Genomic DNA, 22461 nt, shown 5'->3' with positions numbered 1-22461 from the left:
CCGCTTCAGCTCGCCCACGGCTGCAGCACGATGCTGCCCCGCGCCTCGTTGGCGGCGATGCGCCGGTGCGCCTCGGCGGCCTGCGAGAGCGGCAACACGCTGTCGATCTGCGCGCGGACCCGGCCCTGCCGTATCGCGTCGAGCCAGGCAGCGAAGTCCTCGATGTCGCCCACCAGCGTGCCGCGCAGTTGCTGCTGCGCGAAGAAGAAGCGCCAGATGTCGAAGCGCACGTCGGTGCCCGCCATGAACCCCATCGCCACCACGATGCCCATGGGCTTCACGGCCTCGAGGGTCCGGGACAGCACATCGCCGCCGAGGTTGTCGATCGCGACATCGACCCCCTGCCCGCCGCTCCAGGTGCGCACGGGCTCGACGAAGTCCTGCGTGCCGGTGTCGATCGCCAGCTCGGCGCCCAGGCGCACGGCCAGTTCGGCGGAGGCCGCGTTCTGCACCGTGGTGACGACGCGCGCACCCAGCGCGCGGGCCACCTGGATGCTCATCATGCCGGTGCTCGACGCGCCGGCATGCACCAGCACCCGGTCGCCGGCCTTGACCTCGCCGACGACCTGCACCGCGCGGATCGCGATCAGCAAGGAGACCGGCAGTGCGGCCATCTGCTCGGCCGGCAGGCCGGTGGTGTCGCGCAGCAGCCAGTGCTCGGGCACCACGATGTACTGGGCGTAGGTGCCCGGCATGTGGATGCCGGGAATCGCATAGCTGGCCGCCGCCGTGACCGGGCGGGTGTTCCACTGCGCCGGGTCGGTCGGGTAGCCGGGCATGGCGATCACGCGCTCGCCCACCGCGAAGCGCGAAGCGCCAGCGCCCAGCGCGGCGACCTCGCCCACGGCATCCGAACCCAGGATGTGCGGGAACGGCAAGGCCGGGGCGATCTGCCCCAGACGCACATAGTGATCCAGTCGATTGACGCCGACGGCCAGCACCTTGACCAGGACTTCGCCCGGTCCCGGTGCCGGCGTGGCGACCTCTTCGAGCTGGATCTGGTCGGGGTCGCCGAAGGATCGGATGACGGCTGCTTTCATGAAAATCTGCTCCTGTCGTGTGGCGGGCACCATGCCTCGCAACGAAACAGGAATGGTAGATTTCACGTCACCAATCTGGAAGTAGTGACGTAAAAGTGCGATAGGGATAAAAAAGTGACCATGAAGAACCGGATGAACCGTGCGGGCCGTGTCCCGCGCGTCGCGGCGCCGCCCGGCGACACGTCGTTCGTCCTGCGCGAGGACTGTGCGCAGCGGCGCATCCACTACGTCCTGAACGGCAAGTGGACCTCGATGGTGCTGTACGCCCTCAGCCACGGCGCGATGCGCACCGGCCAACTGGAGCGCGCCCTGCCGGGCATATCGAAGAAGATGCTGACCCTGACCCTGCGCGAGGTGGAGGCGGGCGGCCTGGTCCACCGCGAGGTGTTCCAGGTGGTGCCGCCACGCGTGGAGTACGCATTGACGCCGCTGGGCGAGGTCTTCGTCGAGCCCTTGCGCGCGCTCTATGGCTGGGCGCTGGACCACGGCGATGCGCTGGACCAGCTGGAAGACAACCTGCGGCGAGACAGGGCCTCGCCCGCCTGAACGGCGACCGCGCCCCTGCGCCCCTCCTCTACTTGCCGATCAGCTGCGTGAGCTTGTCGGCCTCGAACGACTCGCCGCGCGCCGCGTCGCCCGGCACGCAGTCCTTGGTGCCCGGCTGCGCCGACAGCTTCTCGATGGCCTGCCACAGGAGCGCGATCTGGTGCTCCTGGCTCGAGGCGTTGTCGATCAGGCCGCGCATGGCCTGGCTCAGCGGGTCGTCGTCCTGCGTGATGCCGTAGGCCGAGAACTTCTGCGGCGCGGCCACGTCGGCGCTCTCGCCTTCTTTCGACGGGATGATGCGCGCCGGAATGCCCACCGCGGTCGCCCCGGCCGGCACCGGCTTGATGACCACCGCGTTGGAGCCGATCTTGGCGCCGTCGCCCACGACGAAGCCGCCCAGCACCTTGGCGCCCGCGCTCACCACCACGTTCTTGCCCAGCGTCGGGTGGCGCTTGGTGCCCTTGTAGAGCGAGGTGCCGCCCAGCGTCACGCCTTGGTAGATGGTGCAGCCGTCGCCGATCTCGGCGGTTTCGCCCACCACCACGCCCATGGCGTGATCGAAGAACACGCGCTCGCCGATCTTGGCGGCCGGGTGGATCTCGATGCCCGTGAACGCGCGCGCGCAGTGCGCGATGAAGCGGGCCGGCCACTTGAAACCGTGGGTCCAACAGGCGTGCGCCCAGCGGTGCAGCACCACGGCATGGAAGCCGGGGTAGACCGTGATCACTTCCCAGGCGCTGCGGGCGGCCGGGTCGCGTTCGAGGATGCACCGGATGTCGGCGCGCAGTCGAGAGAACATCGCTGCCTTTGTTGTCGTTATATCGATAGGGGCCGGGCAGTCTAAAGCCGGGCGTCTTCGCTTACGCGCGATGGGGTTTTGTGACGGTTCAGCTGCCGCGCGGCCCGCGGGTGGCGTCGCTCATGGCCTTGGCGATGCCGCGCAGGATGTGGATTTCTTCCGGCGTGGGCTGCGCGCGGTTGAACAGCTGCTGCAGCCGCGGCATGAGCTTCTTGGGCGCCGCCGGGTCGAGAAAACCGATGTCCACCAGCGAGCGCTCCCAGTGGTCGAGCATGCCGGCCACGGCCTGCGCGTCGGCCGCCTGCACCGGGGCGATGGCCTCGCGCACGCCGTAGCCGCCCAGCGCCAGGCGCCATTCGTAGGCCACCACCTGGATGGCCGCGCCCAGGTTGAGCGAGCCGAACTTCGGGTCGGTCGGGATGCTCAGGGCCACGTTGCAGCGGTAGACGTCCTCGTTGCGCATGCCGAAGCGCTCGGAGCCGAACAGGAAGGCCACGTGCTGGTCGCCCTGCGTGGCCAGCGGCTCCAGGTGCTCGCGCGGCGTGCGCGTGGGCGGGCCGAAGTCGCGCGGGATCATGGCCGTGGCGCACAGGTGGGTCACGCCGTCGAGGGCTTCATCGAGCGTTTCGACGATGCGGGCGTTGTTCAGCACGTCCAGGGCGCCGCTGGCGCGCTGGATGGTTTCCTCGCGCCGCAGCACGTTGGCCCAGCGCGGCGCAACCAGCACCAGGTCGTCGAAACCCATGGTCTTCATGGCGCGGGCGGCGGCGCCCACATTGCCGGCGTGGCTGGTCTGGATGAGGATGAAACGGGTGCGCATGACGGGTGGGGAAGACACAAACGGGCTGAGCCGGTAAAATGCCCGATTCTCGCCGCCCGCATCGCCGGACCGCAGGGTCGCCCAGATTGCATTCTTGGGGACCTCTCCCACCCGTTCTTCTCACAATCCAGAATGTCGTCCCCCAACCTGCATCCCATGCTCAATGTGGCCGTCAAGGCCGCACGCGCCGCCGGCGCCATCATCAATCGCGCCGCCCTCGACGTCGAGGCCGTGCGCATCTCCCAGAAGCAGGTCAACGACTTCGTCACCGAAGTCGATCACGCCAGCGAGAAGGTCATCATCGAGACCTTGCTGGGCGCATACCCGGGGCACGGCATCCTGGCCGAAGAATCGGGCACCGAATACGGCGCCAAAGACTCCGAATTCGTCTGGATCATCGATCCGCTCGACGGCACCACCAACTTCATCCACGGCTTCCCCGTCTACTGCGTGTCGATCGCGCTGTCGGTGCGCGGCAAGATCGAGCAGGCGGTCGTTTTCGACCCGTCGCGCAACGACCTGTTCACGGCCACCAAGGGCCGCGGCGCCTACATGAACGAGCGCCGCATCCGCGTGTCCAAGCGCGTGAAGCTCAGCGAGTGCCTCATTTCCACCGGTTTCCCGTTCCGCACCGGCGACAACTTCAAGCAGTACCTGGCCATCATGGCGGACATGATGCCCCGCATGGCCGGCCTGCGCCGCCCCGGCGCCGCCGCGCTCGACCTGGCCTACGTGGCCGCGGGCTTCACCGACGGCTTCTTCGAGACCGGCCTGAACCCCTGGGACGTGGCCGCCGGCTCGCTGCTGGTGACCGAGGCCGGCGGCCTCATCGGCAACTTCACGGGCGAGCCCGAGTTCCTCGACCAGCGCGAATGCCTGGCCGGCGCCCCGCGCGTGTACGGCCAGCTGGTGCCGCTGCTCGCCAAGTACTCCAAGTTCGCCAACGTGGACGACAAGCTGCGCGCCAGCGACCGCGTGCGCGCCGTCTCGGCCTCGACCAGGTCGAGCCCCGCCGACGCCTCGGTCGACCTGTACGCCCGCAGCACCGTGACCGAAGCCACGGCCGCCCCGCTCGACGGCAGCGCCGAGACCCCGGCCGCCGCAGCCCCCGCCGCGCCGGCCGCCCCGCGCAAGCTCACCCGCATCAAGCGCGAGGCGCCCGCCGAGGGCGACGCCTCCGCCAAGTGATGACGGGGCCGGGCGCCGCCGCGCGGGTTCGTGCGGCGTTGCGCATTGCGCTGAGCCACTACGTCGCGAGCGGGCTCACCGTCGCGCTCGGCCTGCTCGTGATCTCGGGCGGGGTGCACCTGTGGCTGGGCACCCTGGCCGCCTCGGCCGCCGCCACCGGCGTGATCGTCACGGCGCCGCCCGACCTGCCCGGCCCGCGCCGCGGCAAGTTTTTGCAGATGCTGCCGGCGCCGCTCATCGGCCTGCCGCTGTTCTTCGCGGTGCAGATGCTGCACGGCGCACCGATCCGCCTCGGGCTGCTGCTGGTGCCCGCCACCTTCATGGCCTTCGTGGCCATGGCCTGGGGCAAGCGCGGCATTCCGATCGCCATCGCGGTGATGTTCTCGATGGTCTTCTCCATGGCCACGCCCGCCCCCGCCGGGCTGTCGGACGCCATCGCGCGCACCACCGAATTCGGCCTGGGCGCCGGCCTGTACGTGGTGTGGGCCACGCTGGCCAACCTGCTGCTCAACGGGCGCTTTCGCACGCAGTCGATCGCCGACGTGCTGTTTTCGCTGGCCGCGCTCATGCGCACCGAGGCCAGCCAGTTCACGCCGCAGGACGAGACCCGCGACATCCGCGACACCCCCGCCTCACTGCTGGGCCAGCTGTTGCGCGAGCAGGCCGCGCTGGCCGACCAGCTGCAGGCTACGCGCGACATCGTGCTCGAATCGCCGCGCACGCCGCGCCGCCAGCGCCTGGCCGGCATGCTCGTCATCGTGCTCGAGATGCGCGACCAATTGCTCGCCAGCGAGCTCGACCTCGACGCCCTGCGCGCCCATCCGTCGCACGCGCAGGCGCTGGTCGAGATGCGCCGCATCCTCGAAGAGCTGGCCGACGAAACGACCGGCCTGGCCGATGCGCTGCTCATGCGCCGCCACCCCGCCGCCGTGGCCGACCGCCGGCCGCGCCTGGCCGCCATCCACGTGACGGCCGACGACGAAGACACGCACGGTCAGATGGGCCCCTCGGCCGCCATGCTCGCGCGCGGACTGGCCAGCCGCATCGGCCACATCAACGACGAGGTGCTGCGCCTGGCGGCCATGGCGCGCGGCGACGCCGAGCCCAACCTGGCCGTGGTGCGCGCCAACTGGCAGCTCTTCGTGAGCCCGACCGACTGGTCGCTGCGCCCCTTCCTCGCGCTGTGGCGCTGGGACGCGCCGCCGCTGCGCCACGCCATTCGCGCGGCGCTGGCCATCGCGGCCGGCTACGGCATCGCCGTGTCGATGCCCTGGGGGTCGCACGACTACTGGATATTGCTGACCATCGTGGTCGTGCTGCGCGGCAGCCTCTCGCAGACGCTGGAGCGGCGCAACAGCCGCGTCGCCGGCACGCTGCTGGGCTGCGTGCTCGCGGTAGGCCTGCTGTCGGCGCACCCGTCGCCGCTGATGCTGCTGGTGACCGTGACCATCGCGCAGGCCATTGCCCACAGCTTCGCGGTGCGGCGCTACCTCGTCACCGCCGTGGCCGCCACCGTGCTGGGCCTGCTGCAGGCCCACATGCTGAACACCGGCACCGCGCCCATCTTCGCGCTGTTCGAGCGCATCGCCGACACGCTCATCGGCGCCGCGCTGGCCTGGGGCTTCTGCTACGTGCTGCCCTCGTGGGAGCGCACGCAGATTCCCGCGCTGGTGGCGCGCGTGCTCACCGCGCAGGCACGCCATGCGCGGCTCGCGCTCGGCCTGGGCCAGCTGCAGGCCATCCAGAGCAGCCCCGAGCTCGAATGGCGGCTCGCGCGCCGCGAGGCCTACGACAGCCTCTCCGCGCTCGTGCAGGCCACGCAGCGCTCGCTTTCCGAACCGCGCGCCGTGCAGCCGCCGCTCGAACCGCTCGAACATCTGCAGGCCCACAGCTACCAGCTGCTCGCGCAGCTCAGCGCCGTGAAGTCGATGCTCGTGCTGCGCCGCGACCGCCTCACGCCGGGCGACATCGAAGGTCCGCTCGTGCGCACAGCGCAACGCATCGAGGCCGCCCTGGGAACCATTCCGATCGCAGGGCCCTCTCACCCCGAGAGCACGGGGGCCACCACCGTCGGCGGCCCCATTCCACTGCCTGACCCGTTCGACAACGACATCAGCCCCTGGCTGGTGCGCCGGCTCGACCTGGCCACGGCGCTCGCCACGCAGCTGCGCGACGACGCAGCGCGCATTCTTCAACCACTGAACGACAACACCCCAGAAGCAAAGACCACCCCCGCCTGATGACCCAAGAGCTCCTCGCACACCCCTGGTTCGGCACCTGGATTGCCGCCCTGATCGCCGCGCCCCTCGCCCTTCTCGCCCACCGCATCGGGGGCATGGTCCTCAGGCGGATCACCCGCCCGGCGCCCGCCGTGCATGCGATGGTGCTCAACTGCACCGCCCCCGCGCGGCTGGTGCTGCCGCTGGCGGCGCTCATGATGGTGTGGCAGGCGGCGCCGGACGACCTGCGCTTCATCGGCAGCGTGCGGCATCTCACGGGGTTGTTGCTCATCGCGGCCAGCACCTGGTTCGTGCTCAAGGCCATCAGCGGCTTTGCCGACGGCGTGCTCGCGCAGCACCCTTCGGACATCTCCGACAACCTGCAAGCGCGCCGCGTGCTCACGCAGACCCGCGTGCTCGCGCGCACCGCCATGTCGGTCGTCGTCGTGGCCGGCGGCGCCATGATGCTCATGACCTTCCCGGGCGCGCGCCAGGTCGGCGCCAGCCTGCTGGCCTCGGCCGGCGTGATCGGCATCGTGGCGGGCCTGGCGGCCAAGCCCGTCTTCAGCAACCTCATCGCCGGCCTGCAGATCGCGCTGTCGCAGCCGATCCGTATCGACGACGTGCTCGTGGTCGAGGGCGAATGGGGCCGCGTCGAGGAAATCACCGGCACCTTCGTGGTCGTGCGCATCTGGGACGACCGGCGCCTCATCCTGCCGCTCACCTACTTCATCGAGAAGCCGTTCCAGAACTGGACCCGCCACTCGGCCGAACTGCTCGGCTCGGTCTTCTTCTACCTGGACTACGGCACGCCGCTGGCGCCGCTGCGCGCCGAGGTCGAGCGCCTCGTGAAGGCCGCGCCCGAGTGGGACGGCCGCTTCTTCAACCTGCGCGTGACCGACGCCACCGAACGCACCATGCAGGTCCGCGTGCTCTGCACCGCCGCCACCTCCGGCCTGGCCTTCGACCTGCGCTGCCACGTGCGCGAAGGCGTCATCGACTTCATGCAGCGCGAGTACCCGCAGTTCCTGCCGAAGATGCGCTTCGAGGGCAACGATCCGGCGATGGGGCAGCCGGCGGTGATGCAGGGCGCGGCGGCGGGCTGAAGCACCCGCCGCCGTCTTTCTTCTCCCCTACCGCGCAGGCGCCGCCGCAGGCAGCACCATCGGCGCCCCCAGCCGCGAGGCGCGTTCCCAGCCCGGTTGCGACTGCGCGCGCTCCAGCTCGGCCACCACCTCCGCGCGCGTGCGGGGCTGCGTGGCCTTCACGGGGATCGGTGCGCCCCAGCGCAGCACGCCGGCCCACTCGGGGCTTTGCTGCGCGGCGCGCAGTTCGGCCACCACCTGGGCGTCGGTCTTGCCCGGGCCGGCGTTTTCGGGGTGCTCCTTGATGCCGGCTTCGGTCGCCGCGAAATGCGCGGGCCCCTCGACGTGCTGCTGGCTGGTTTGTGCGCCGGCCACCAACGGGAGCGCTGCAGCGGCCATCGCCGCCAGCGCAAAGGCCATCTTCCTGTTCGTCATGTGTCATCTCCTTCGTTGAACGCCGAAGAGGACCACCCGCTTCGGCGATGGCGGTTTTGCTTCGCCATGCCGACACGCTAGGAATTCGGACCGTCGCCGCGCGAACGGCTCAATTACAAAAACGACAGGATGAAGACCAATTCATCAATTCTCTGCAAGCAGCAAGCGGAGCTTTCCAATTCGTAACCCGGCTGCACGGAAAACGTAATTGAAAAAGCCGGCTTCGGTCTTTTTCTGTCGCAATCGATCGATATGATTTGCCCAGACGCATGAACCATGCGGAAGGCAGAAGAAATCAATTGAACGTATTTCTGCACGCCAAACCGGAGCTCCAACGCGGTGCGTGGGAGCGATGAATTTCATATTCAATTCAAGGGCAACAATGAAAAGACAATTCCTCACCGCCGCCGCACTGTTCGGTGTCGGATTCGCCAATGCACAGTCTTCCGTCACGCTGTTCGGCGTGGTGGACACGGGCATCAGCAATTACTCCTCCAAATCGCAGGACATGAACGGCGCCACGCTGTTCAACCCGTTCTACGTGAACCAGGGCACGCGCACCGCGAGCCAGACCGCGCTGAGCTCGGGCGGCTATTCGACGAGCCGGTTGGGCTTTCGCGGCACCGAGGACCTGGGCGGCGGGCTCGCGGCCAGCTTCTGGCTCGAGGCGCCGATCAGCCCTGACGACGGCAAGACCGGCATCACCACCTTCCAGCGCCGTTCCACGGTCAGCCTGTCGGGCGGTTTCGGTGAACTGCGCCTGGGCCGCGACTACGTGCCCACCGCCTGGAACGACATCGTGTTCGACCCCTTCGGCATCGTCGGCGTGGGCCGCAGCCTGATCTTCACCGCCGCCAACACGAACGCCGGCGGTGGCTCGGGCGGTTTCGGCGGCGACCTGAATTACAACCGCGCCAGCAATTCGATCGGCTATTTTCTGCCGAAGAATCTCGGCGGCTTTTATGGCCAATTCATGTACGCGTTGCACGAAAACACCAAATACGACCCCGGCACGGCGACGCCGCCCGGCGTCAATGCGGCGGGCGTACTCAATTCGGGCAATTCGGCTGCATCGCGCGCAGGCCGCTACTTGGGTGGGCGTTTCGGCTATGCCAATGGCCCGTTCGACGTGGCCGTGTCGTATGGCAACAGCACGGCGGCCGACAATTTTTATGCGGGCACCACCGACAACGTCAAGACATTCAATCTCGGCAGCTCCTACGATTTCGGCGTGGTCAAGCTGTTCGGCGAATTGTCTCGAATCAAGAAAACGCGCGATTACGCCGTCACGCCCTTCGTCGGCGGCGTGCCGGACGTCGACCTCACGGGCTACCTGATCGGCGTGACCGCGCCGGTCGGCCCGGGCCTGATCCGCGCCTCGTACTCGCAGGTCAAGTACGACCTCAACACCGTCAACCTGCCGTTCACGCCGTCGGTCGCCGACCCCAAGGCCAACAAGCTGGCCATCGGCTACATCCACAACCTGTCCAAGCGCACCGCCCTGTACGCCACCGTCGCGCGCATCAGCAACAAGAACGGCGCGGCGCTCACGGTCGGCGGCCCCGCCTTCGTGAACACCGGGGTGTTCGTGCCCAAGACCTCGACGGGCTACGACGTCGGGCTGCGCCACTCGTTCTGATCAGGGAAGACTGTCACGCGCAAAGAAGCAAGCAAGTGAGTGAATGACCGCGGGCGGCCCTGCGCCCGCGGATGTTCCGTTTCTCCAGGAGCCCGTCAGGCGGGTCCATTCGGTCCGCCTTTGTGCGGACCATTTTTTTGGGGCGAGAGAAGCGCGCCTCAGTCGGGCACCGTGCCCGCCGGCGCCGCCACCGCGCGCGCCGCGATCGGCACCGACATCACGATCGAGGTGCGCGTCTCGCCCAGGTGGTTGATGCTGCTCACGAAGGCTTCGAGGTGTTCGATGTCGCGCGCGACCACCTTCAGCACGTACGAGTCCTGCCCCGTGACGTGAAAGCACTCCAGCACTTCGCGCCGGCTGCCGAGCAGCTTCAGCAGCCGGGCCTTGTCGGGTTGTGCGGTGGTGATGCCGACCAGCGCCGTCACGGTGTAACCCGCCTTGCGCGGCGGCACCACGGCGCGGTAGCCCTCGATGACGCCGGCTTCTTCGAGGCGCTTCACGCGCTCGGAGGTGGACGGCACCGACAGCGCCACCTGCCGTGCGAGTGCCGTGAGCGAGGTGCGCGCGTCCTGCTGCAGCACGTCGAGGATCTGCCAGTTCTTGGCGTCGATTTCCATGGATTTCAGGCCCGATTGAGAATTTCGCTTCCGATTTCAGGCAAGCCATGCCGCTCGCCTGAATTTCGCCATTCTCGCCATGCAGGCGTCGCCGAACAATCGTCGGCATGGACTTCCCTCTCTTTCTCAAGGCCCTTGTCATCGGGCTCTCGATCGCCGCACCCGTCGGCCCCATCGGCCTGCTGTGCATCCAACGCACGCTCGCGCATGGCCGCACGATCGGCTTTCTCAGCGGCCTGGGCGCCGCGCTGGCCGATGCCTGCTATGGCGCCATCGGTGCCTTCGGCGTGTCGGCCGTGGTGTCGACGATGGTCGCGGCGCGCGTGCCGCTGGCGCTCGGTGGTGCGGCCTTTCTCGCGTGGATGGGCGTGCAGCTGCTGCGCGCGCCGGCGGCCACGCAGGCCCGGGCCGCGGAAGACGCGGCCACGCCGCTGAAGGCGCTGCTGTCGGTGTTCGTGCTCACGCTGGCCAACCCGATGACGATCCTGTCGTTCGTCGCGGTGTTCGCTTCGCTCGGCAGCGGCCACGTGGGCAGCGGCAGCGGTGCGGCGCTCACGATGGTGGCTGGGGTGTTCCTCGGCTCGGCGCTGTGGTGGCTGGGGCTGTCGAGCATCGTGTCGATGGTGCGGCACAAGCTCGGCGCGCGCGTGCTGCAGGGCATCAACAAGCTGTCGGGTGCGCTGCTGCTGGGCTTTGCGGTGTTTCAGCTGTCGACGTTGCTGTCACGCTGAGGAATCAACCGACCGACTTGCGGCGCGCGGGCTTGCGCGCACCCAGTGCGCTCGCCAGCGCCTTCGTCGCCCACTCGCGCAAGGCGTGCGGGTCTTCGAGCGCATCGACCGGCGCTTCGTAGTAGCTCGCGACCTTCACGGTCGAGGCGCTGGTCGCGTACGAGAACGGCACCGCGCCCAGGCGTTCGAATTCCGACCGGGTGGCGTCGTCCACGCGCAGGTACAGCGTGCCCTTCATCACGAAGGCGAACTGCACGCCGGCCTGCACGAGGCCGAAGCCGCCGAAGAAGCGCTTGACCTCGATGGGGCCCATCGCGCTGAGCGACTCGGCCAGCTCGAGCGCTCGCCCGTGCGAACGCTCGGCACCGCCGACGGTGGCCGCGCCTTTGGCGCGGCTCAAACGACCGCCTTGCGTCGCACGTCGGTCACGGGCGCGCCGCCATGCACTTCGAGCAGGCGCAGCAGCGCCTCGGAGCTGTGGGCCTTGGCCCAGTCGCGCTCGGAATCGTTGATGCCGACGAGGTGCAGGAAGTCGAAGCGGCCCGAATCGAGCTGCGCCGTCGCGGGGTAGTGCTTCGGCTCCATCAGCACCACATGGCGCAGGGCCACGGTGCCCTTCTCGCGGATCGCTTCGCCGACGGGAATGCGGTCGCCGTAGTCGAAGGGCTGCTTGTCTTCACCGAAATGCGAGTGCGCGAGCAGCACGTTGTAGGCGAGCAGGCGGCGCAGGAGCTTGATGGCCCATTGGTCCTGCGGCTGCGAGGGCACCTCGATGACCAGCTCGGAGCCGATCCACGAATAGTCTTCCGAGTTGTAGTCGGCCGGCTCCGTCTCCCACGGCGTGGAGCCGCCCGAGGTCACGTACAGCCAGGTGTTGCGCACGGGCGTGGGCGCGAACTCGAACACGCCCAGGTGCAGCCAGCGCGGATCGACGTCTTCCGCGCCCAACGCCTTGAACTCGTCGAAGTCCAGCACGTAGATGCCGGTGCGCTCGGGGCCGAACAGGCGCGGGTAGAGCGTCTCTTCGCGGTAGGCCCACACGTCTTCCATGGAACTCATCGGCGCATCCTCCTCGTTGGAACGAGGGCATTCTCGTCGCTCAACGTGACCCTTGCATACGCCGCAGGGCGGGCCATTCGAGGTTGGTGAAGGCGCGCAGCACCCACTCCACCGGGCCGTACGCAAAGCGTGCCAGCCACCAGCGGCTGACCAGCATCTGCGCGCCGAAGATGCCGAAGGCGACCATCAGGCTCATGAACGGCCCGAGCTCGCCGATGAGCCGCAGCCCGTACGCCAGGAAGAGCCACGCGCACACCGCCGACTGCAGCAGGTAGTTCGACAGTGCCATGCGCCCCGCCGGTGCGAGCGCCTGCGCCAGCCAGCCGCCCCAGCGCGACTGGAACAGCAGCATCATCGCGCCCACGTATGTCGCCGTGAGCAGCGGCGAGGTGAAGACGCCGACCGCCAGGCCCAGCACGTCCCAGCGCGAGCCCGGCACGACGGACGCGGTCCACGCATACACGGCCGCGCCCGGCAGCCCCAGCACCAGCCCGGGCACCAGCAGGCGCTTGAACAGTGGCCGGTAGCGGTCGGCCCGCGCGAACAGGTTGCGGCGGCCCTCGATGACGCCCGCGAAGAACATCGCCAACGCCATCGGCGCCTGGACCAGCCCGAGCACGATCCACACCTGCGACAGCTCGCGCAGGTGCTGGCGGATGACCGTCGCCGCCGTGCCGCGGTAGGCCGCGAGCGCCGAGGCCGCGTCGGCCCTCGCGGTGCGAAGAACGTCTTCGGTCGCCGGCCCGCCCAGCATCGCGAGCATGCCGATGGCGCCCCACACCATCGCGGTCGCCAGCACCAGCCGCAGTGCCCAGCGCGCCAGCACCGCGTCGCTCTGGTGGCGCAGCGCCAGCAGCACGGCGCCGAGCACCGCGTAGGTCGTGAGGATGTCGCCATGGAACAGCAGCACCGCATGCAGCGCGCCGATGCACCACAGCGCCACCAGCCGGCGCGCCAGGCGCGGCACGAAGGGCTTGCCGCTGCGCTGCGCCGACTGCATCTGCAGCGTGAAGCTGTAGCCGAACAGGAACGAGAACAGCAGGTAGAACTTGGTCTCGAACAGGAAGGCGACGGCAAAGGCCGCCACGCGGTCCAGCCCCGAACGCATCATCGGGTCGGGCAGCGGCTGGCCGTAGTACGGCGAGGCAAAGGCCGCGATGTTCACGACCAGGATGCCCAAAAGCGCAAAGCCGCGCAACGCATCGACGAGCGACTGGCGCTCGGCTGCAACGGGGGTGTGGTTCATGCGCCCCGCCCCGGCTTCGCGAGAAAGCGCCCCACCACGCGCCGCAGCATCGGTGCCTCGCGCGCCGGGTCGAAGCCCGTGTCGAGCGCCAGGCGCGAGAACACGCCGTCGATGAGCGCGGCGATCCAGTTGGCCGATTGCACGGGGTCGAGCTCGGGGTCGATCTGCCCGCGCGCCGCCGCCTTGCGCAGCAGGGCCGCGAGGCCGTCGCGCATTTCGGTGTCGCCCGCGGCCACGCTGGCGCAGACCACCGGGTTGCGCAGGGTCTCGGCAGCCACCTCCAGCGCCAGCCGCGAGTAGCTGCGGTCGGAGGCGAAGACCATCACCACGTCGAGGAACGACAGCACCACCTCCAGCGGGTCGGCCGGGTCGTCGTCGATCGCGGCGAAGTACGCGGCCGTGTCGCGCCACTCCTCTTCGGCCAGGGCCTCGATGATCGCGTTCTTGCTGGGAAAGTAATGAAAGAGATTGCCGGGGCTCATGCCCGCGGCGGTGCAGATCTCGGCGGTGGTGGTGGCATGGAAGCCGCGCCGCGCAAAGCAGTCGCCCGCGGCCTCCAGGATCTGGCGGCGCTTGGCCTGCTGGCGTTCGGGGTCAACTTTGCGCACGGTGGTTCTCGCAGAATTCGGTCATGTCCGAATTATTAGACCGAGCGCTCGATCTATTCTGAAGGAAGCCTGAAGAAACCCTTCAGGCAGCGCGTGTGGCCGCAATGCCCCGGATGGTGTCCAGCAGCAGCCGCGCGCCCTCGCCCGTCTCGCTGCCGCGCCGCACGGTCACGCCCACCGGGCCTTCGGTGCTCGCCGTGTCGATGGCCACGCGCTGGAGTTCGCCGCGCGCCACGAAGCCTTCCACCGCGCCCTGCGGCGCAAACCACACCGCGTCGGAGCGCTGCAGCAGGCCCACCGCAAAGCTGGTGTCGGTCGCCTCCACCAGCCGCGCCGGCAGCGCCAGCCCTTGCGCGATGAGGAAGGCGTCGGCCGTGTGCCGGATCAGCGTGCCCGACACCGGCAGCACCAGCGGGTAGGCGGCCAGCGCGTCGAGCGTGGGCTTGCGCCGCGAGGCCAGCGGATGGCCGGGGCGCACCACCAGCAGCAGCACCTCGCTGTACAGCTGCTCGAAGGCCAGGTCGGCCATGGCCGAGGCCTGCGCCAGCCGGCCGAGCACGAGGTCGATCTCGCCCTGGCGCAGCTGCGTCATCAGCTGCGCGTTGGTGCCGCTCACCACGCGCACGCGCATCGCCGGGTGCGCCGCATGCAGCCGCGCGACGGCCTCGGGCAGCAGGTGCGCCGCCATGTTGGGCAAGGCGCCGACCGCCACGCGCAGCTGGTCGGCCTCGGGCTGGTCCATCGCCAGGCCCAGGCCTTCGCGCAGGCCGCGCAGCGCCGACACCGCGTGGCGCACCAGCACCTCGGCGGCCGGCGTGAGCTCCACGCCGCGGCGGCGGCGCAGCAGCAGCTGGCGCCCGACGATCTCTTCGAGCTCGGCCACCGTCTTCGACACCGCCGGCTGCGTGAGCGACAGCGCCTCGGCCGCGCGCACCAGGTTGCGCTCCTGCGCCACCATGACCAGGCATTGCAGGTGGCGCATCTTCAGGCGCTCAAAGTTCATGGCTGACATGCGGTTCTCCTCGAAGCCAGTGGGGCGACGTGCTTTCAAATATAACCAGAGGGAATAGCTGGCGGAAGAGACTTCAGTTGTGCCGCAGCGCGCAGCCTTCTAGAGTGCCGTGGATACGGAGACAGACACAGCAGCCATGACCACGATTTTTTCCTCGAAGCCTTCCTCTTCCTTTGGTGCGCGCCGCCGCCTCGCGCTCGCCGCCGCCTGCGCCGCGCTGGCCCTCGGCCTCGCCGCGCCGGCCACGCAGGCCCAGGCGAGCTACCCCGCCAAGCCCGTGAAGTTCCTCGTCAACTTCCCGGCCGGCGGCCCCATCGACATCCTCGGGCGCGCGCTGGCCGATGCGCTGCAGAAAGACCTGAAGCAGCCCTTCGTGGTCGACAACCGCCCCGGCGCGGGCGGCAACATCGGCGCCGACGCCGTGGCCAAGAGCGCGGCCGACGGCTACACCGTGCTGCTGGGCATCGACAGCACCTTCACCGTCAACCCGCACCTGTACGCGTCGATGCCCTTCGCGGCCAAGGACCTCAAGCCGCTGATGATCTTCAGCTCGTCGGGCCTGAGCTTCACCACCGCCGCCTCGGTGAAGGCCAAGACGCTGCCCGACTTCATCGCGCAAGCCAAGGCCGAGCCCGCCACCTTCAGCTCGGCCGGAAACGGCAGCCCGGGCCACATTGCCGCCGAGATCTTTGCGAGCGCCACGGGCGCGAAGATCGTGCACGTGCCCTACAAGGGCAACGCCCCGGCCGTGATGGCCATGCTCGGCAACGAGGTGCAGGCCGGCATCGTCGCCACGCCCGGCGTGCTGCCGCAGATTCAAGGCGGCAAGCTGCGGGCCCTGGCCGTCACCGGCCGCCAGCGCGCGCCGCTGCTGCCCGAGGTGCCCACCGTGGGCGAGCTGGGCCTGAAAGACCTGGAGTTCGAAGTGCTCTACCTCGCCATGGTGCCGGCCGCCACGCCCGAGCCCGTGATGCAGACCCTGCGCCAGGCGCTGCACAAGGCGCTGGCCCTGCCCGAACTCAAGAACCGCCTGGCCTCGCTCGACATGGTGCCGCTGGCCGAAACCGATGCCGCCGCCGCCACGCGCCTGGCCACGGCGCAGGCGCGCTACGGCCGCATCGTCAAGGCGACCGGGATGAAGGTGGACTGACGGCCTTGCCGCTGCGCGCCGTGCTGTTCTTCTTGCCGTTGCCTGCTGCAGCTGCCGCAGCCGCCGCCGCGTGGCGCCCCCGGTCGGCCTTGGGCAGCACCGCCTGCGCCACCATGGTTTCGGCGTGCGCCTGCAGCCGGTGCAGCGCGTCGTCGAAGCGCGCGGCATCGTCTGCGTCGAGCGTGCCCATCAGCTCGGCGTTGATGCGCGTCACCAGCGGAAAGAGTTCGTCGTACAGCGCTTGCCCCGTCGCCGTGAGGCCCAGCCGCACCTGCCGCCGGTCGCCGGCCAGCGCCGTGCGCGACACCAGCCGCTTGGCCACCAGCGAGCCCACCGCCTTCGAGGTGCGCGCCCGGTCCAGCTGCGCATGCTCGGCCAGTTGCGACGAGCCCAGCTCGCCCCGGCTCGCCAGCACCGCGATCAGGCGCCACTCGCGCCGCGTGATGCCGAAGCGGCCCTCGCACAGCCGGATCACCATGCTGCCCGCCACCGCGAGCAGGCGCGACAGCCGGTACAGCAGCAGGTCGTCCAGCGGGCGGCGCGGCGGGGTGGCGGCGTCTTCGGCAGTCATGGGGCGGGGTCTCGAAAGGCCGGGTAAATCCGGGCGATGGTTGATTTGATCAATCGAATGTAGCGTCTCCAGAATCGTCCGCAGCCGCGGCCACCCGCCCCGGCCACGCACAGACCCTGCCGAACGCCGAACGAGACCCCGGAGAGATTGACGATGCCCCAGCTTCCCGACCCGACCCGCCGCCGCACCCTGACCACCCTTGGCGGGCTGGCCCTTGCACCCCTTGCATCCTTCGCACCGCTTGCGTTCGCGCAGCAGCAGCCCGCCGCCTTCACCCCCGGCCAGCCGATCAAGGTGCTCATCGGCGTGCCCGCCGGCGGCACGCAGGACGTGCTGACCCGCGCCATTGCCCACCAGGTGCGCGATTCGCTCGGCCCGCTCATCATCGACAACCGCTCGGGCGCGGCCGGCCGCATTGCCGTGGATGCCGTGAAGACCGCGCCGCCCGACGGCCACACGCTGCTGCTGGGCACCGCGAGCATGATGACCATGTTCCCCAGCGCCTACCGCAACCTGTCGTACGACCCCATCAAGGACTTCGTGCCGCTGGTGAACGCCGCACGCTTCGAGCTGGCGCTCACCGTGCACAAGGACGTGCCTGCCAACACGCTGGCCGAGTTCATCACCTGGGCCAAGGCGCAGGGCGACAAGGTGAGCTTCGGCTCGTACGGCGCCGGCACGCCCTCGCACTTTTTGGGTGAAATGCTCAACCGCGCGGCCGGCCTGAAGATGGTGCACGTGCCCTACCGCGGCTCCACGCCTGCGCGCCAGGACGTCATGGGCGGCACCGTGCCCGTGTACTTCGACACCATCGGCGGCGCGCAGCAGATGCTGCCCACCGGCCGCGTGAAAGTGCTGGCCACCAGCGGCGACAAGCGCTCGCCGCTCATGCCGCAGCTGCCCAGCTTCGTGGAGAGCGGCTACAAGGACGTGGTGGCCACCGCGTGGTTCGCCTACTACGCGCCGCTGAAGACGCCGCCCGCCACCGCCGAGAAGCTGCGCACCGAAATCATCCGCGCCGTGAACAGCCGCGACGTGCGCCAGCTGCTGCTGCAGAACGGCATGTACCCCGTGGCCGACGGCCCCGAGGCGCTCGTGAAGACCATGCGCGAAGACATTGCCCGCTGGGCCGGCATCATGAAGGCCGTGAACTTCCAGGCCAATGACTGACCGACCGATCGACCACAAGGACACACCCTTCATGATCCCGCGCGCCCTCCCCGCTTTCGCTTCTTCCTTCAACCCGGCCCGCCGCCGCCTCGCCGCCGTGCTGGCCATGGCCGGCCTCGTGGCGGCCATCGCCGCCCCCACGCTCGCGCGCGCACAGGCCGCCCAAGCCGCACTCGACAGCCCGCTGCGCATCGTCGTCGGCTACGCGCCCGGCGGCGCCACCGACCGCGTAGCGCGCATCGTGGGCGACAAGCTCACGGCCCAGCTCGGCGTGCCCGTCATCGTCGACAACAAGCCCGGCGCGGGCGGCCGCCTGGCCGCGCAGCAGGCCAAGGCCACGCCCGCCAACCAGAACGTGCTGATGCTCGCCAACCCCGCCGTGATGGTGGTGGCGCCGCTCGTCTTCAAGGACAACGGCTACGACGCCGAGCGCGACTTCGTGCCCGTGTCGCACGTCAACGCCTACGACTTTGCGCTGGCCGTGTCGCCTACCCTGCCCGTGCGCGAGCTGAACCATTTGCTCGCATGGATGCGTGCCAACCCGCAGCAGGCCAACGTGGGCGTGCCCGCCACCGGCAGCCTGCCGCACTTCTTCGGCCTCATGGTGGGCGAGAAGGCCAAGGTGCAGACCCAGGTGATCGGCTACCGCGGCTCCGCCCCGCTGCTGAATGACTTGATCGGCGGCCAGGTGCCCATTGCCGTCGACACCGAAGACGTCGTGCTGCCGCAGCACACCGCCGGCAAGCTGCGCATCCTGGCGCTGTCGGGCGAAAAGCGCTCACCCTTCGCGCCGAATATTCCGACCTTCAAGGAAGCCGGCCTCGACCTCGCCGCCACCGGCTGGAACACCTTCTTCGCGCCGGCCAGCATGCCCAAGGAGAAAGTCGAGCGCCTGACCACCACCATCCACGCCGTGATGCAAGACCCCGACACCCAACGCAAGTTCAAGGACGCCGGCATGACGCCGGTGGTGAGCACCCAGGCGCAGACCGCCGCGATGCTCAAGGCCTACAAGGCGCAGTGGGCGCCCGTGGTCCAGAAGTCCGGATACCAGCCCTGATCGAAAAACCTCTCAGCGACCTATGACGACACGCAGCAGCACCCGCCCCAACATCATCTTCATCGTGGCCGACGACCTCGGCTATGCCGACCTCGGCTGCTACGGCGGCCGCGAGGCGCCTTTCGGCCGCGTGTCGCCCGTGCTCGACGGCCTGGCCGCCAACGGTTTGAAGCTCACGCAGGGCTACTCGAACTCGCCCGTGTGCTCGCCCACGCGCTTCGCGATGATCACCGCGCGCTACCAGTACCGCCTGCGCGGCGCGGCCGAAGAGCCCATCAACAGCCGAAGCCGCGGCAGCACCACCCTGGGCCTGCCCACCGAGCACCCCACCCTGCCGTCGCTGCTGAAAGACAGCGGCTACAAGACCGCGCTCATCGGCAAGTGGCACCTGGGCTACCCGCCCAGCTTCGGCCCGCTGCGCTCGGGGTATGAAGAGTTCTTCGGCCCCATGTCGGGCGGTGTCGACTACTTCACCCACTGCGACTCGGCCGGCCGCCACGACCTCTGGTACGGCGAAGAAGAGCACAAGGACGACGAGGGCTACCTGACCGATGTGCTGTCGAAGCGCGCCGTCGACTACGTCGAACGCATGGCCACGCAAGAGGCGCCCTTCTTCCTGAGCCTGCACTACACCGCGCCCCACTGGCCGTGGGAAACCCGCGACGACGCCGACAAGGCGCCGCTCGTGAAGGACAACCTGTTCGACCTGTCGGGCGGCAACATCCACGTGTACCGCCGCATGATCCATCACATGGACGAAGGCATCGGCTGGATCATGGCCGCGCTCGAAAAGCACGGCATGGCCGACAACACCCTCGTCGTGTTCACCAGCGACAACGGCGGCGAGCGCTTCTCGGACAACTGGCCGCTGGTCGGCGGCAAGATGGACCTGACCGAAGGCGGCATCCGCGTGCCATGGATCGCGCACTGGCCGAAGGTGATCTCCAAGGGCGGCGAGAGCACCCAGCTGTGCATGACCATGGACTGGTCGGCCACCATGCTCGACGCCGCCGGCGTGAAGGCCGACGCGGCGTACCCTCTCGATGGCGTGTCGTTGATGCCCGTGCTGAAAGACGCCACCCACACCTTCCGCCGCCCCCTGCACTGGCGCATGAACCACCGCGGCCAGGAAGCGATGCGCGACGGCGACTGGAAGTACCTGAAGGTCGACGGCAACGAGTACCTGTTCAACATTCCGGCCGATGAGCGCGAACGCGCGAACCTGGGGAAGAAGGAGCCGCAGCGGCTGGAGGCGATGCGGGCGCAGTGGCAGGCTTGGAATGCGACGATGCCGGGGATTCCGGAGGATGCGACCGTTAGCCTTGGATATTCGGTTAAGGATATGCCGCAGAGGTGAAGCGGGAGTGTCGGAAATCCTTCGCTGAAAACCGTGGATTTCCGAACACTTCTGGGCCACCTAAGCGCTGCCACTAGCAGCGCTTAGGTGGCCGCCTCAGGCTGGAAGCAGACTTTTGGCATTGAAGGGCCGAACGTCTGCCCGCGTTGCAAGTCGACGTTTGAATTTTTTGATAAGTGCGGCGACTCAGCTCCGAGACCAGACAGTCTCTGGAGCGGAGCTGGTGAACGGCCGCAGAAGCTTGAAGACTTAGCTATTGACGCGTGCCATACCAGCCGCACGAGAGCATTTTGGGGGGCGATTCTGGATCATCCAGGCTACGCAGATCACATCGCCAGTTCTGAAAAAAGGGAAGCGACGCGATCTCGTTTTGCACGGCCAGAAACGACTGTAGTGAAAGGTGATCCGCAGCGAGCTTGAGCAATGCGGTTGCTCCGACGACGTTTGCGGTGGGAACTCGGACACCTTTTAAGACATCGCCCAGCTTTTCAATGTCTGGAAGGTTAGGAAAGAGCCGCACCGAACGTTCGTGGAGCTCGCCATTGTCGAACTGAGCGTGAAAGATCGGATGGCGCCCGCGCGCGCCGCGGAACTCGTAGTCGTATCGAATGCCGAGGAGCGTCTTCCAAGTCGTCTTCACGGGCTTGTAGTAGCCCATGCGTACCGCCGAGTGAGCAAGCTTGCGTCCCTCCCCATGATCGGGATCTGCGTCGGGCCTGTAGAAGTCTCGCGACTCAAGAAGGACGCAAATCCTGGGCTCTCGCGGATCGGGCTCACCATCGCTTCGCTCACGAGGCAAGCGCTCTATACGCAATGCACCGTTCACCTCGACCCCGTCTCTTAACGGCTTGGCGACAAAGCACTCGCCGCCGTCCAGCAGGGGGGTGATAGTGGCGACTGTGTGAGCGTGTCGATTAAATCCGGCGAAGGCCTTTCGGTATGCAACGTTGGCGTCGTTGGCCAACTTATCCTGTGGACCAGTCGCCATTTCAGGTTCCGATCCAGGGGCCAAGCTTCTGGTAGATCGACTTCGTCAGCCTGGCCAAGTCCGCGCCAACTGGGAACCAATGCACTCGACCAGAAGAATTCTTGGCGCTGATTGGCTCGTTGAGCGCGAGACACAGGTAGCCAGCGTGAAGTTTGGGATCGACTGAGCACGGGCAGTAGCGAACCTTCTTGACCCCCTTCGCTACGCACAGATCGAGCCCCGTGGTGACCCCAGCCTCATTCAAGATGTCGTCAAGGTTATGGCGCCACCAAAGCGGCGCCGAGTCGCTTGCAAATGGCAACTCCTTGTAGCGAGCGCCTTCGAAGACTGCCTTGATTTCGGCGCGCTTGAAGTCTTCTGGGTGAATGTCAAGATAGCTCGCGGTACCGACTTCATTGATCAGCGCACCCGGATACGCCATGATTAGATCGACGAGCCAAACGCCCATTGCGACTTTTAGTCGGCGCTTCACCTCCTCGTTTAGCTTCGGTGGCGTCTTGGCTCGCGAGGCTGGCGAGAAGTTCAAGATCTCGGCGATCACTGTTTGGTCGCCGCAGGCAAGGCTATCGAGATGAGCAGCGACTTCGGGTACTTCCAGAACGCTCGCGAGCAGAGCACCGGGCGACATCGATCGCATTTGACTGGGGCGGCTTCCCATAGAGGCCGCAAGCATGCTGATTCGCTGCTCCAGGTCGACAAACCCACGGGCGAGTCGTGCAACCTCATCGCCCCACCCCTTGTCGCCCTTTACAAGCTCAATCAACCCATTGCCCGGAATGCGCTGAATGACATCGGTCGGCATTGGAAGTTTTTTGCGATATCCCGCCACGGGAAGGCCTAGTTTGCGCGCGGCACTCGAAACTGCAGCTTGTGAGAGGCCGTTCCACTTCTTAGATGACAGATCGTGATCCGTGACGATCAGCACCAGGTCCTTCGCATAGTCGCTGGATCGGATTGCCTCGGTCAGCTTGTCTTCGTACGTCCCGGCAGCGTCAGGCGGTGATACGTTGAGGTCGAACTGCCGAAGATCGATATCGGGGTGAAGCGCAATTTGCTTCTTCAACCCAATTGCGACTGCATCTGTGTCCTCGAACAAAAGGACGACGTGCTTAGTGCTAGTT

The 22461-nt window shown here is 68.0% G+C and carries 23 protein-coding genes; 10 read left to right on the top strand and 13 right to left on the bottom strand.

Annotated features, from left to right (window positions below; translation table 11 throughout):
- Positions 1 to 5 precede the first annotated feature (5 nt).
- Positions 6 to 1040: a quinone oxidoreductase family protein gene (locus VHAB30_RS05110; protein ID WP_159276045.1), complete on the bottom strand. Its 1035-nt coding sequence runs from the start codon at positions 1038 to 1040 to the stop codon at positions 6 to 8.
- 120 nt (positions 1041 to 1160) lie between these two features.
- Between VHAB30_RS05110 and VHAB30_RS05105 the strand changes: the two genes are divergently transcribed.
- A complete protein-coding gene (locus VHAB30_RS05105) occupies positions 1161 to 1586 on the top strand; it encodes a winged helix-turn-helix transcriptional regulator (protein WP_235926827.1) in 426 nt (141 codons plus the stop codon).
- A 28-nt stretch (positions 1587 to 1614) separates the two neighbouring features.
- Here the strand turns inward: VHAB30_RS05105 and cysE are convergent, their stop codons facing one another.
- On the bottom strand, positions 1615 to 2406 hold the full coding sequence (gene cysE / locus VHAB30_RS05100) for a serine O-acetyltransferase (protein WP_223301446.1): 792 nt from the start codon (positions 2404 to 2406) through the stop codon (positions 1615 to 1617).
- Between the two features lie 67 nt (positions 2407 to 2473).
- The gene (locus VHAB30_RS05095) at positions 2474 to 3205 is read right to left on the bottom strand and encodes an RNA methyltransferase (RefSeq protein WP_159276044.1); all 732 of its coding nucleotides are present in this window, start codon (positions 3203 to 3205) and stop codon (positions 2474 to 2476) included.
- A gap of 132 nt (positions 3206 to 3337) precedes the next feature.
- Here VHAB30_RS05095 and VHAB30_RS05090 point away from each other — a divergent pair, with 132 nt between their 5' ends.
- From VHAB30_RS05090 to VHAB30_RS05080, 3 genes are read left to right on the top strand one after another with little or no spacing between them, the layout of a single operon-like run.
- Positions 3338 to 4393: an inositol monophosphatase family protein gene (locus VHAB30_RS05090; RefSeq protein WP_139706900.1), complete on the top strand. Its 1056-nt coding sequence runs from the start codon at positions 3338 to 3340 to the stop codon at positions 4391 to 4393.
- Complete coding sequence (locus VHAB30_RS05085; protein WP_095949132.1) at positions 4393 to 6633, top strand: FUSC family protein; 2241 nt, start codon at positions 4393 to 4395, stop codon at positions 6631 to 6633. The genes VHAB30_RS05090 and VHAB30_RS05085 overlap by 1 nt, the downstream gene beginning before the upstream one ends.
- On the top strand, positions 6633 to 7718 hold the full coding sequence (locus tag VHAB30_RS05080) for a mechanosensitive ion channel family protein (RefSeq protein WP_062479147.1): 1086 nt from the start codon (positions 6633 to 6635) through the stop codon (positions 7716 to 7718). The genes VHAB30_RS05085 and VHAB30_RS05080 overlap by 1 nt, the downstream gene beginning before the upstream one ends.
- A gap of 27 nt (positions 7719 to 7745) precedes the next feature.
- Here the strand turns inward: VHAB30_RS05080 and VHAB30_RS05075 are convergent, their stop codons facing one another.
- Complete coding sequence (locus VHAB30_RS05075; RefSeq protein WP_070063166.1) at positions 7746 to 8132, bottom strand: hypothetical protein; 387 nt, start codon at positions 8130 to 8132, stop codon at positions 7746 to 7748.
- Positions 8133 to 8514: 382 nt separating this feature from the next.
- Between VHAB30_RS05075 and VHAB30_RS05070 the strand changes: the two genes are divergently transcribed.
- Complete coding sequence (locus tag VHAB30_RS05070) at positions 8515 to 9771, top strand: porin (protein ID WP_159276043.1); 1257 nt, start codon at positions 8515 to 8517, stop codon at positions 9769 to 9771.
- A 158-nt stretch (positions 9772 to 9929) separates the two neighbouring features.
- Here the strand turns inward: VHAB30_RS05070 and VHAB30_RS05065 are convergent, their stop codons facing one another.
- On the bottom strand, positions 9930 to 10388 hold the full coding sequence (locus tag VHAB30_RS05065) for an Lrp/AsnC family transcriptional regulator (RefSeq protein WP_062479155.1): 459 nt from the start codon (positions 10386 to 10388) through the stop codon (positions 9930 to 9932).
- 107 nt (positions 10389 to 10495) lie between these two features.
- Between VHAB30_RS05065 and VHAB30_RS05060 the strand changes: the two genes are divergently transcribed.
- Positions 10496 to 11119 (top strand): LysE/ArgO family amino acid transporter, encoded by a 624-nt coding sequence (locus VHAB30_RS05060; protein ID WP_159276042.1) that lies wholly within the window; start codon positions 10496 to 10498, stop codon positions 11117 to 11119.
- 4 nt (positions 11120 to 11123) lie between these two features.
- Here VHAB30_RS05060 and VHAB30_RS05055 read toward each other — a convergent pair whose 3' ends face one another.
- The 5 genes from VHAB30_RS05055 to pcaQ form a co-directional block, all read right to left on the bottom strand.
- Positions 11124 to 11432, bottom strand: a complete 309-nt coding sequence (locus tag VHAB30_RS05055; RefSeq protein WP_159278277.1) for a TfoX/Sxy family protein — start codon at positions 11430 to 11432, stop codon at positions 11124 to 11126.
- Between the two features lie 83 nt (positions 11433 to 11515).
- Entirely contained in the window at positions 11516 to 12178 is a 663-nt protein-coding gene (locus VHAB30_RS05050) for a suppressor of fused domain protein (RefSeq protein WP_159276041.1), read from the bottom strand.
- A gap of 40 nt (positions 12179 to 12218) precedes the next feature.
- The gene (locus VHAB30_RS05045; protein WP_159276040.1) at positions 12219 to 13424 is read right to left on the bottom strand and encodes a DUF418 domain-containing protein; all 1206 of its coding nucleotides are present in this window, start codon (positions 13422 to 13424) and stop codon (positions 12219 to 12221) included.
- Positions 13421 to 14032, bottom strand: a complete 612-nt coding sequence (locus VHAB30_RS05040; RefSeq protein ID WP_070063172.1) for a TetR/AcrR family transcriptional regulator — start codon at positions 14030 to 14032, stop codon at positions 13421 to 13423. The genes VHAB30_RS05045 and VHAB30_RS05040 overlap by 4 nt, the downstream gene beginning before the upstream one ends.
- Before the next feature lie 82 nt (positions 14033 to 14114).
- Positions 14115 to 15044, bottom strand: coding sequence for a pca operon transcription factor PcaQ (gene pcaQ / locus VHAB30_RS05035; protein ID WP_159276039.1), 930 nt, complete (start codon positions 15042 to 15044; stop codon positions 14115 to 14117).
- 136 nt (positions 15045 to 15180) lie between these two features.
- Between pcaQ and VHAB30_RS05030 the strand changes: the two genes are divergently transcribed.
- Positions 15181 to 16194: a Bug family tripartite tricarboxylate transporter substrate binding protein gene (locus VHAB30_RS05030; RefSeq protein WP_159276038.1), complete on the top strand. Its 1014-nt coding sequence runs from the start codon at positions 15181 to 15183 to the stop codon at positions 16192 to 16194.
- Here VHAB30_RS05030 and VHAB30_RS05025 read toward each other — a convergent pair.
- On the bottom strand, positions 16166 to 16765 hold the full coding sequence (locus VHAB30_RS05025; RefSeq protein WP_139704504.1) for a MarR family winged helix-turn-helix transcriptional regulator: 600 nt from the start codon (positions 16763 to 16765) through the stop codon (positions 16166 to 16168). The genes VHAB30_RS05030 and VHAB30_RS05025 overlap by 29 nt on opposite strands.
- Before the next feature lie 153 nt (positions 16766 to 16918).
- Here VHAB30_RS05025 and VHAB30_RS05020 point away from each other — a divergent pair, with 153 nt between their 5' ends.
- The 3 genes from VHAB30_RS05020 (at position 16919) to VHAB30_RS05010 (ending at position 20352) form a co-directional block, all read left to right on the top strand.
- Positions 16919 to 17935, top strand: a complete 1017-nt coding sequence (locus VHAB30_RS05020) for a Bug family tripartite tricarboxylate transporter substrate binding protein (protein WP_095746125.1) — start codon at positions 16919 to 16921, stop codon at positions 17933 to 17935.
- Positions 17936 to 18041: 106 nt separating this feature from the next.
- Positions 18042 to 18995: a Bug family tripartite tricarboxylate transporter substrate binding protein gene (locus tag VHAB30_RS05015; RefSeq protein ID WP_159278276.1), complete on the top strand. Its 954-nt coding sequence runs from the start codon at positions 18042 to 18044 to the stop codon at positions 18993 to 18995.
- Between the two features lie 22 nt (positions 18996 to 19017).
- Positions 19018 to 20352, top strand: a complete 1335-nt coding sequence (locus VHAB30_RS05010; RefSeq protein WP_159276037.1) for a sulfatase family protein — start codon at positions 19018 to 19020, stop codon at positions 20350 to 20352.
- A 253-nt stretch (positions 20353 to 20605) separates the two neighbouring features.
- Here VHAB30_RS05010 and VHAB30_RS05005 read toward each other — a convergent pair whose 3' ends face one another.
- Positions 20606 to 21316 (bottom strand): hypothetical protein, encoded by a 711-nt coding sequence (locus VHAB30_RS05005; RefSeq protein ID WP_159276036.1) that lies wholly within the window; start codon positions 21314 to 21316, stop codon positions 20606 to 20608.
- Between the two features lie 25 nt (positions 21317 to 21341).
- Positions 21342 to 22403 carry a hypothetical protein gene (locus tag VHAB30_RS05000; protein WP_216850696.1) on the bottom strand — a complete coding sequence of 354 codons (1062 nt, stop codon included), beginning with the start codon at positions 22401 to 22403 and terminating at the stop codon, positions 21342 to 21344.
- Positions 22404 to 22461: the final 58 nt, after the last annotated feature.

This window comes from Variovorax boronicumulans, assembly GCF_009811375.1.
GTDB classification, from domain to species: Bacteria; Pseudomonadota; Gammaproteobacteria; order Burkholderiales; family Burkholderiaceae_C; genus Variovorax; species Variovorax boronicumulans.
Note: the sequence above shows the minus strand (reverse complement) of the source record. Positions and strands in the feature narration are given on the sequence as shown.

Excerpts from the sequence above, each read along its gene's own strand:
- VHAB30_RS05110 (WP_159276045.1), bottom strand. The coding sequence starts at position 1,040 with ATGAAAGCAGCCGTCATCCGATCCTTCGGCGACCCCGACCAGATCCAG.
- VHAB30_RS05105 (WP_235926827.1), top strand. The coding sequence starts at position 1,161 with ATGAAGAACCGGATGAACCGTGCGGGCCGTGTCCCGCGCGTCGCGGCG.
- VHAB30_RS05095 (WP_159276044.1), bottom strand. The coding sequence starts at position 3,205 with ATGCGCACCCGTTTCATCCTCATCCAGACCAGCCACGCCGGCAATGTG.
- VHAB30_RS05090 (WP_139706900.1), top strand. The coding sequence starts at position 3,338 with ATGTCGTCCCCCAACCTGCATCCCATGCTCAATGTGGCCGTCAAGGCC.
- VHAB30_RS05085 (WP_095949132.1), top strand. The coding sequence starts at position 4,393 with ATGACGGGGCCGGGCGCCGCCGCGCGGGTTCGTGCGGCGTTGCGCATT.
- VHAB30_RS05080 (WP_062479147.1), top strand. The coding sequence starts at position 6,633 with ATGACCCAAGAGCTCCTCGCACACCCCTGGTTCGGCACCTGGATTGCC.
- VHAB30_RS05075 (WP_070063166.1), bottom strand. The coding sequence starts at position 8,132 with ATGACGAACAGGAAGATGGCCTTTGCGCTGGCGGCGATGGCCGCTGCA.
- VHAB30_RS05070 (WP_159276043.1), top strand. The coding sequence starts at position 8,515 with ATGAAAAGACAATTCCTCACCGCCGCCGCACTGTTCGGTGTCGGATTC.
- VHAB30_RS05065 (WP_062479155.1), bottom strand. The coding sequence starts at position 10,388 with ATGGAAATCGACGCCAAGAACTGGCAGATCCTCGACGTGCTGCAGCAG.
- VHAB30_RS05060 (WP_159276042.1), top strand. The coding sequence starts at position 10,496 with ATGGACTTCCCTCTCTTTCTCAAGGCCCTTGTCATCGGGCTCTCGATC.
- VHAB30_RS05055 (WP_159278277.1), bottom strand. The coding sequence starts at position 11,432 with ATGGGCCCCATCGAGGTCAAGCGCTTCTTCGGCGGCTTCGGCCTCGTG.
- VHAB30_RS05050 (WP_159276041.1), bottom strand. The coding sequence starts at position 12,178 with ATGAGTTCCATGGAAGACGTGTGGGCCTACCGCGAAGAGACGCTCTAC.
- VHAB30_RS05045 (WP_159276040.1), bottom strand. The coding sequence starts at position 13,424 with ATGAACCACACCCCCGTTGCAGCCGAGCGCCAGTCGCTCGTCGATGCG.
- pcaQ (WP_159276039.1), bottom strand. The coding sequence starts at position 15,044 with ATGTCAGCCATGAACTTTGAGCGCCTGAAGATGCGCCACCTGCAATGC.
- VHAB30_RS05030 (WP_159276038.1), top strand. The coding sequence starts at position 15,181 with ATGACCACGATTTTTTCCTCGAAGCCTTCCTCTTCCTTTGGTGCGCGC.
- VHAB30_RS05025 (WP_139704504.1), bottom strand. The coding sequence starts at position 16,765 with ATGACTGCCGAAGACGCCGCCACCCCGCCGCGCCGCCCGCTGGACGAC.
- VHAB30_RS05020 (WP_095746125.1), top strand. The coding sequence starts at position 16,919 with ATGCCCCAGCTTCCCGACCCGACCCGCCGCCGCACCCTGACCACCCTT.
- VHAB30_RS05015 (WP_159278276.1), top strand. The coding sequence starts at position 18,042 with ATGGCCGGCCTCGTGGCGGCCATCGCCGCCCCCACGCTCGCGCGCGCA.
- VHAB30_RS05010 (WP_159276037.1), top strand. The coding sequence starts at position 19,018 with ATGACGACACGCAGCAGCACCCGCCCCAACATCATCTTCATCGTGGCC.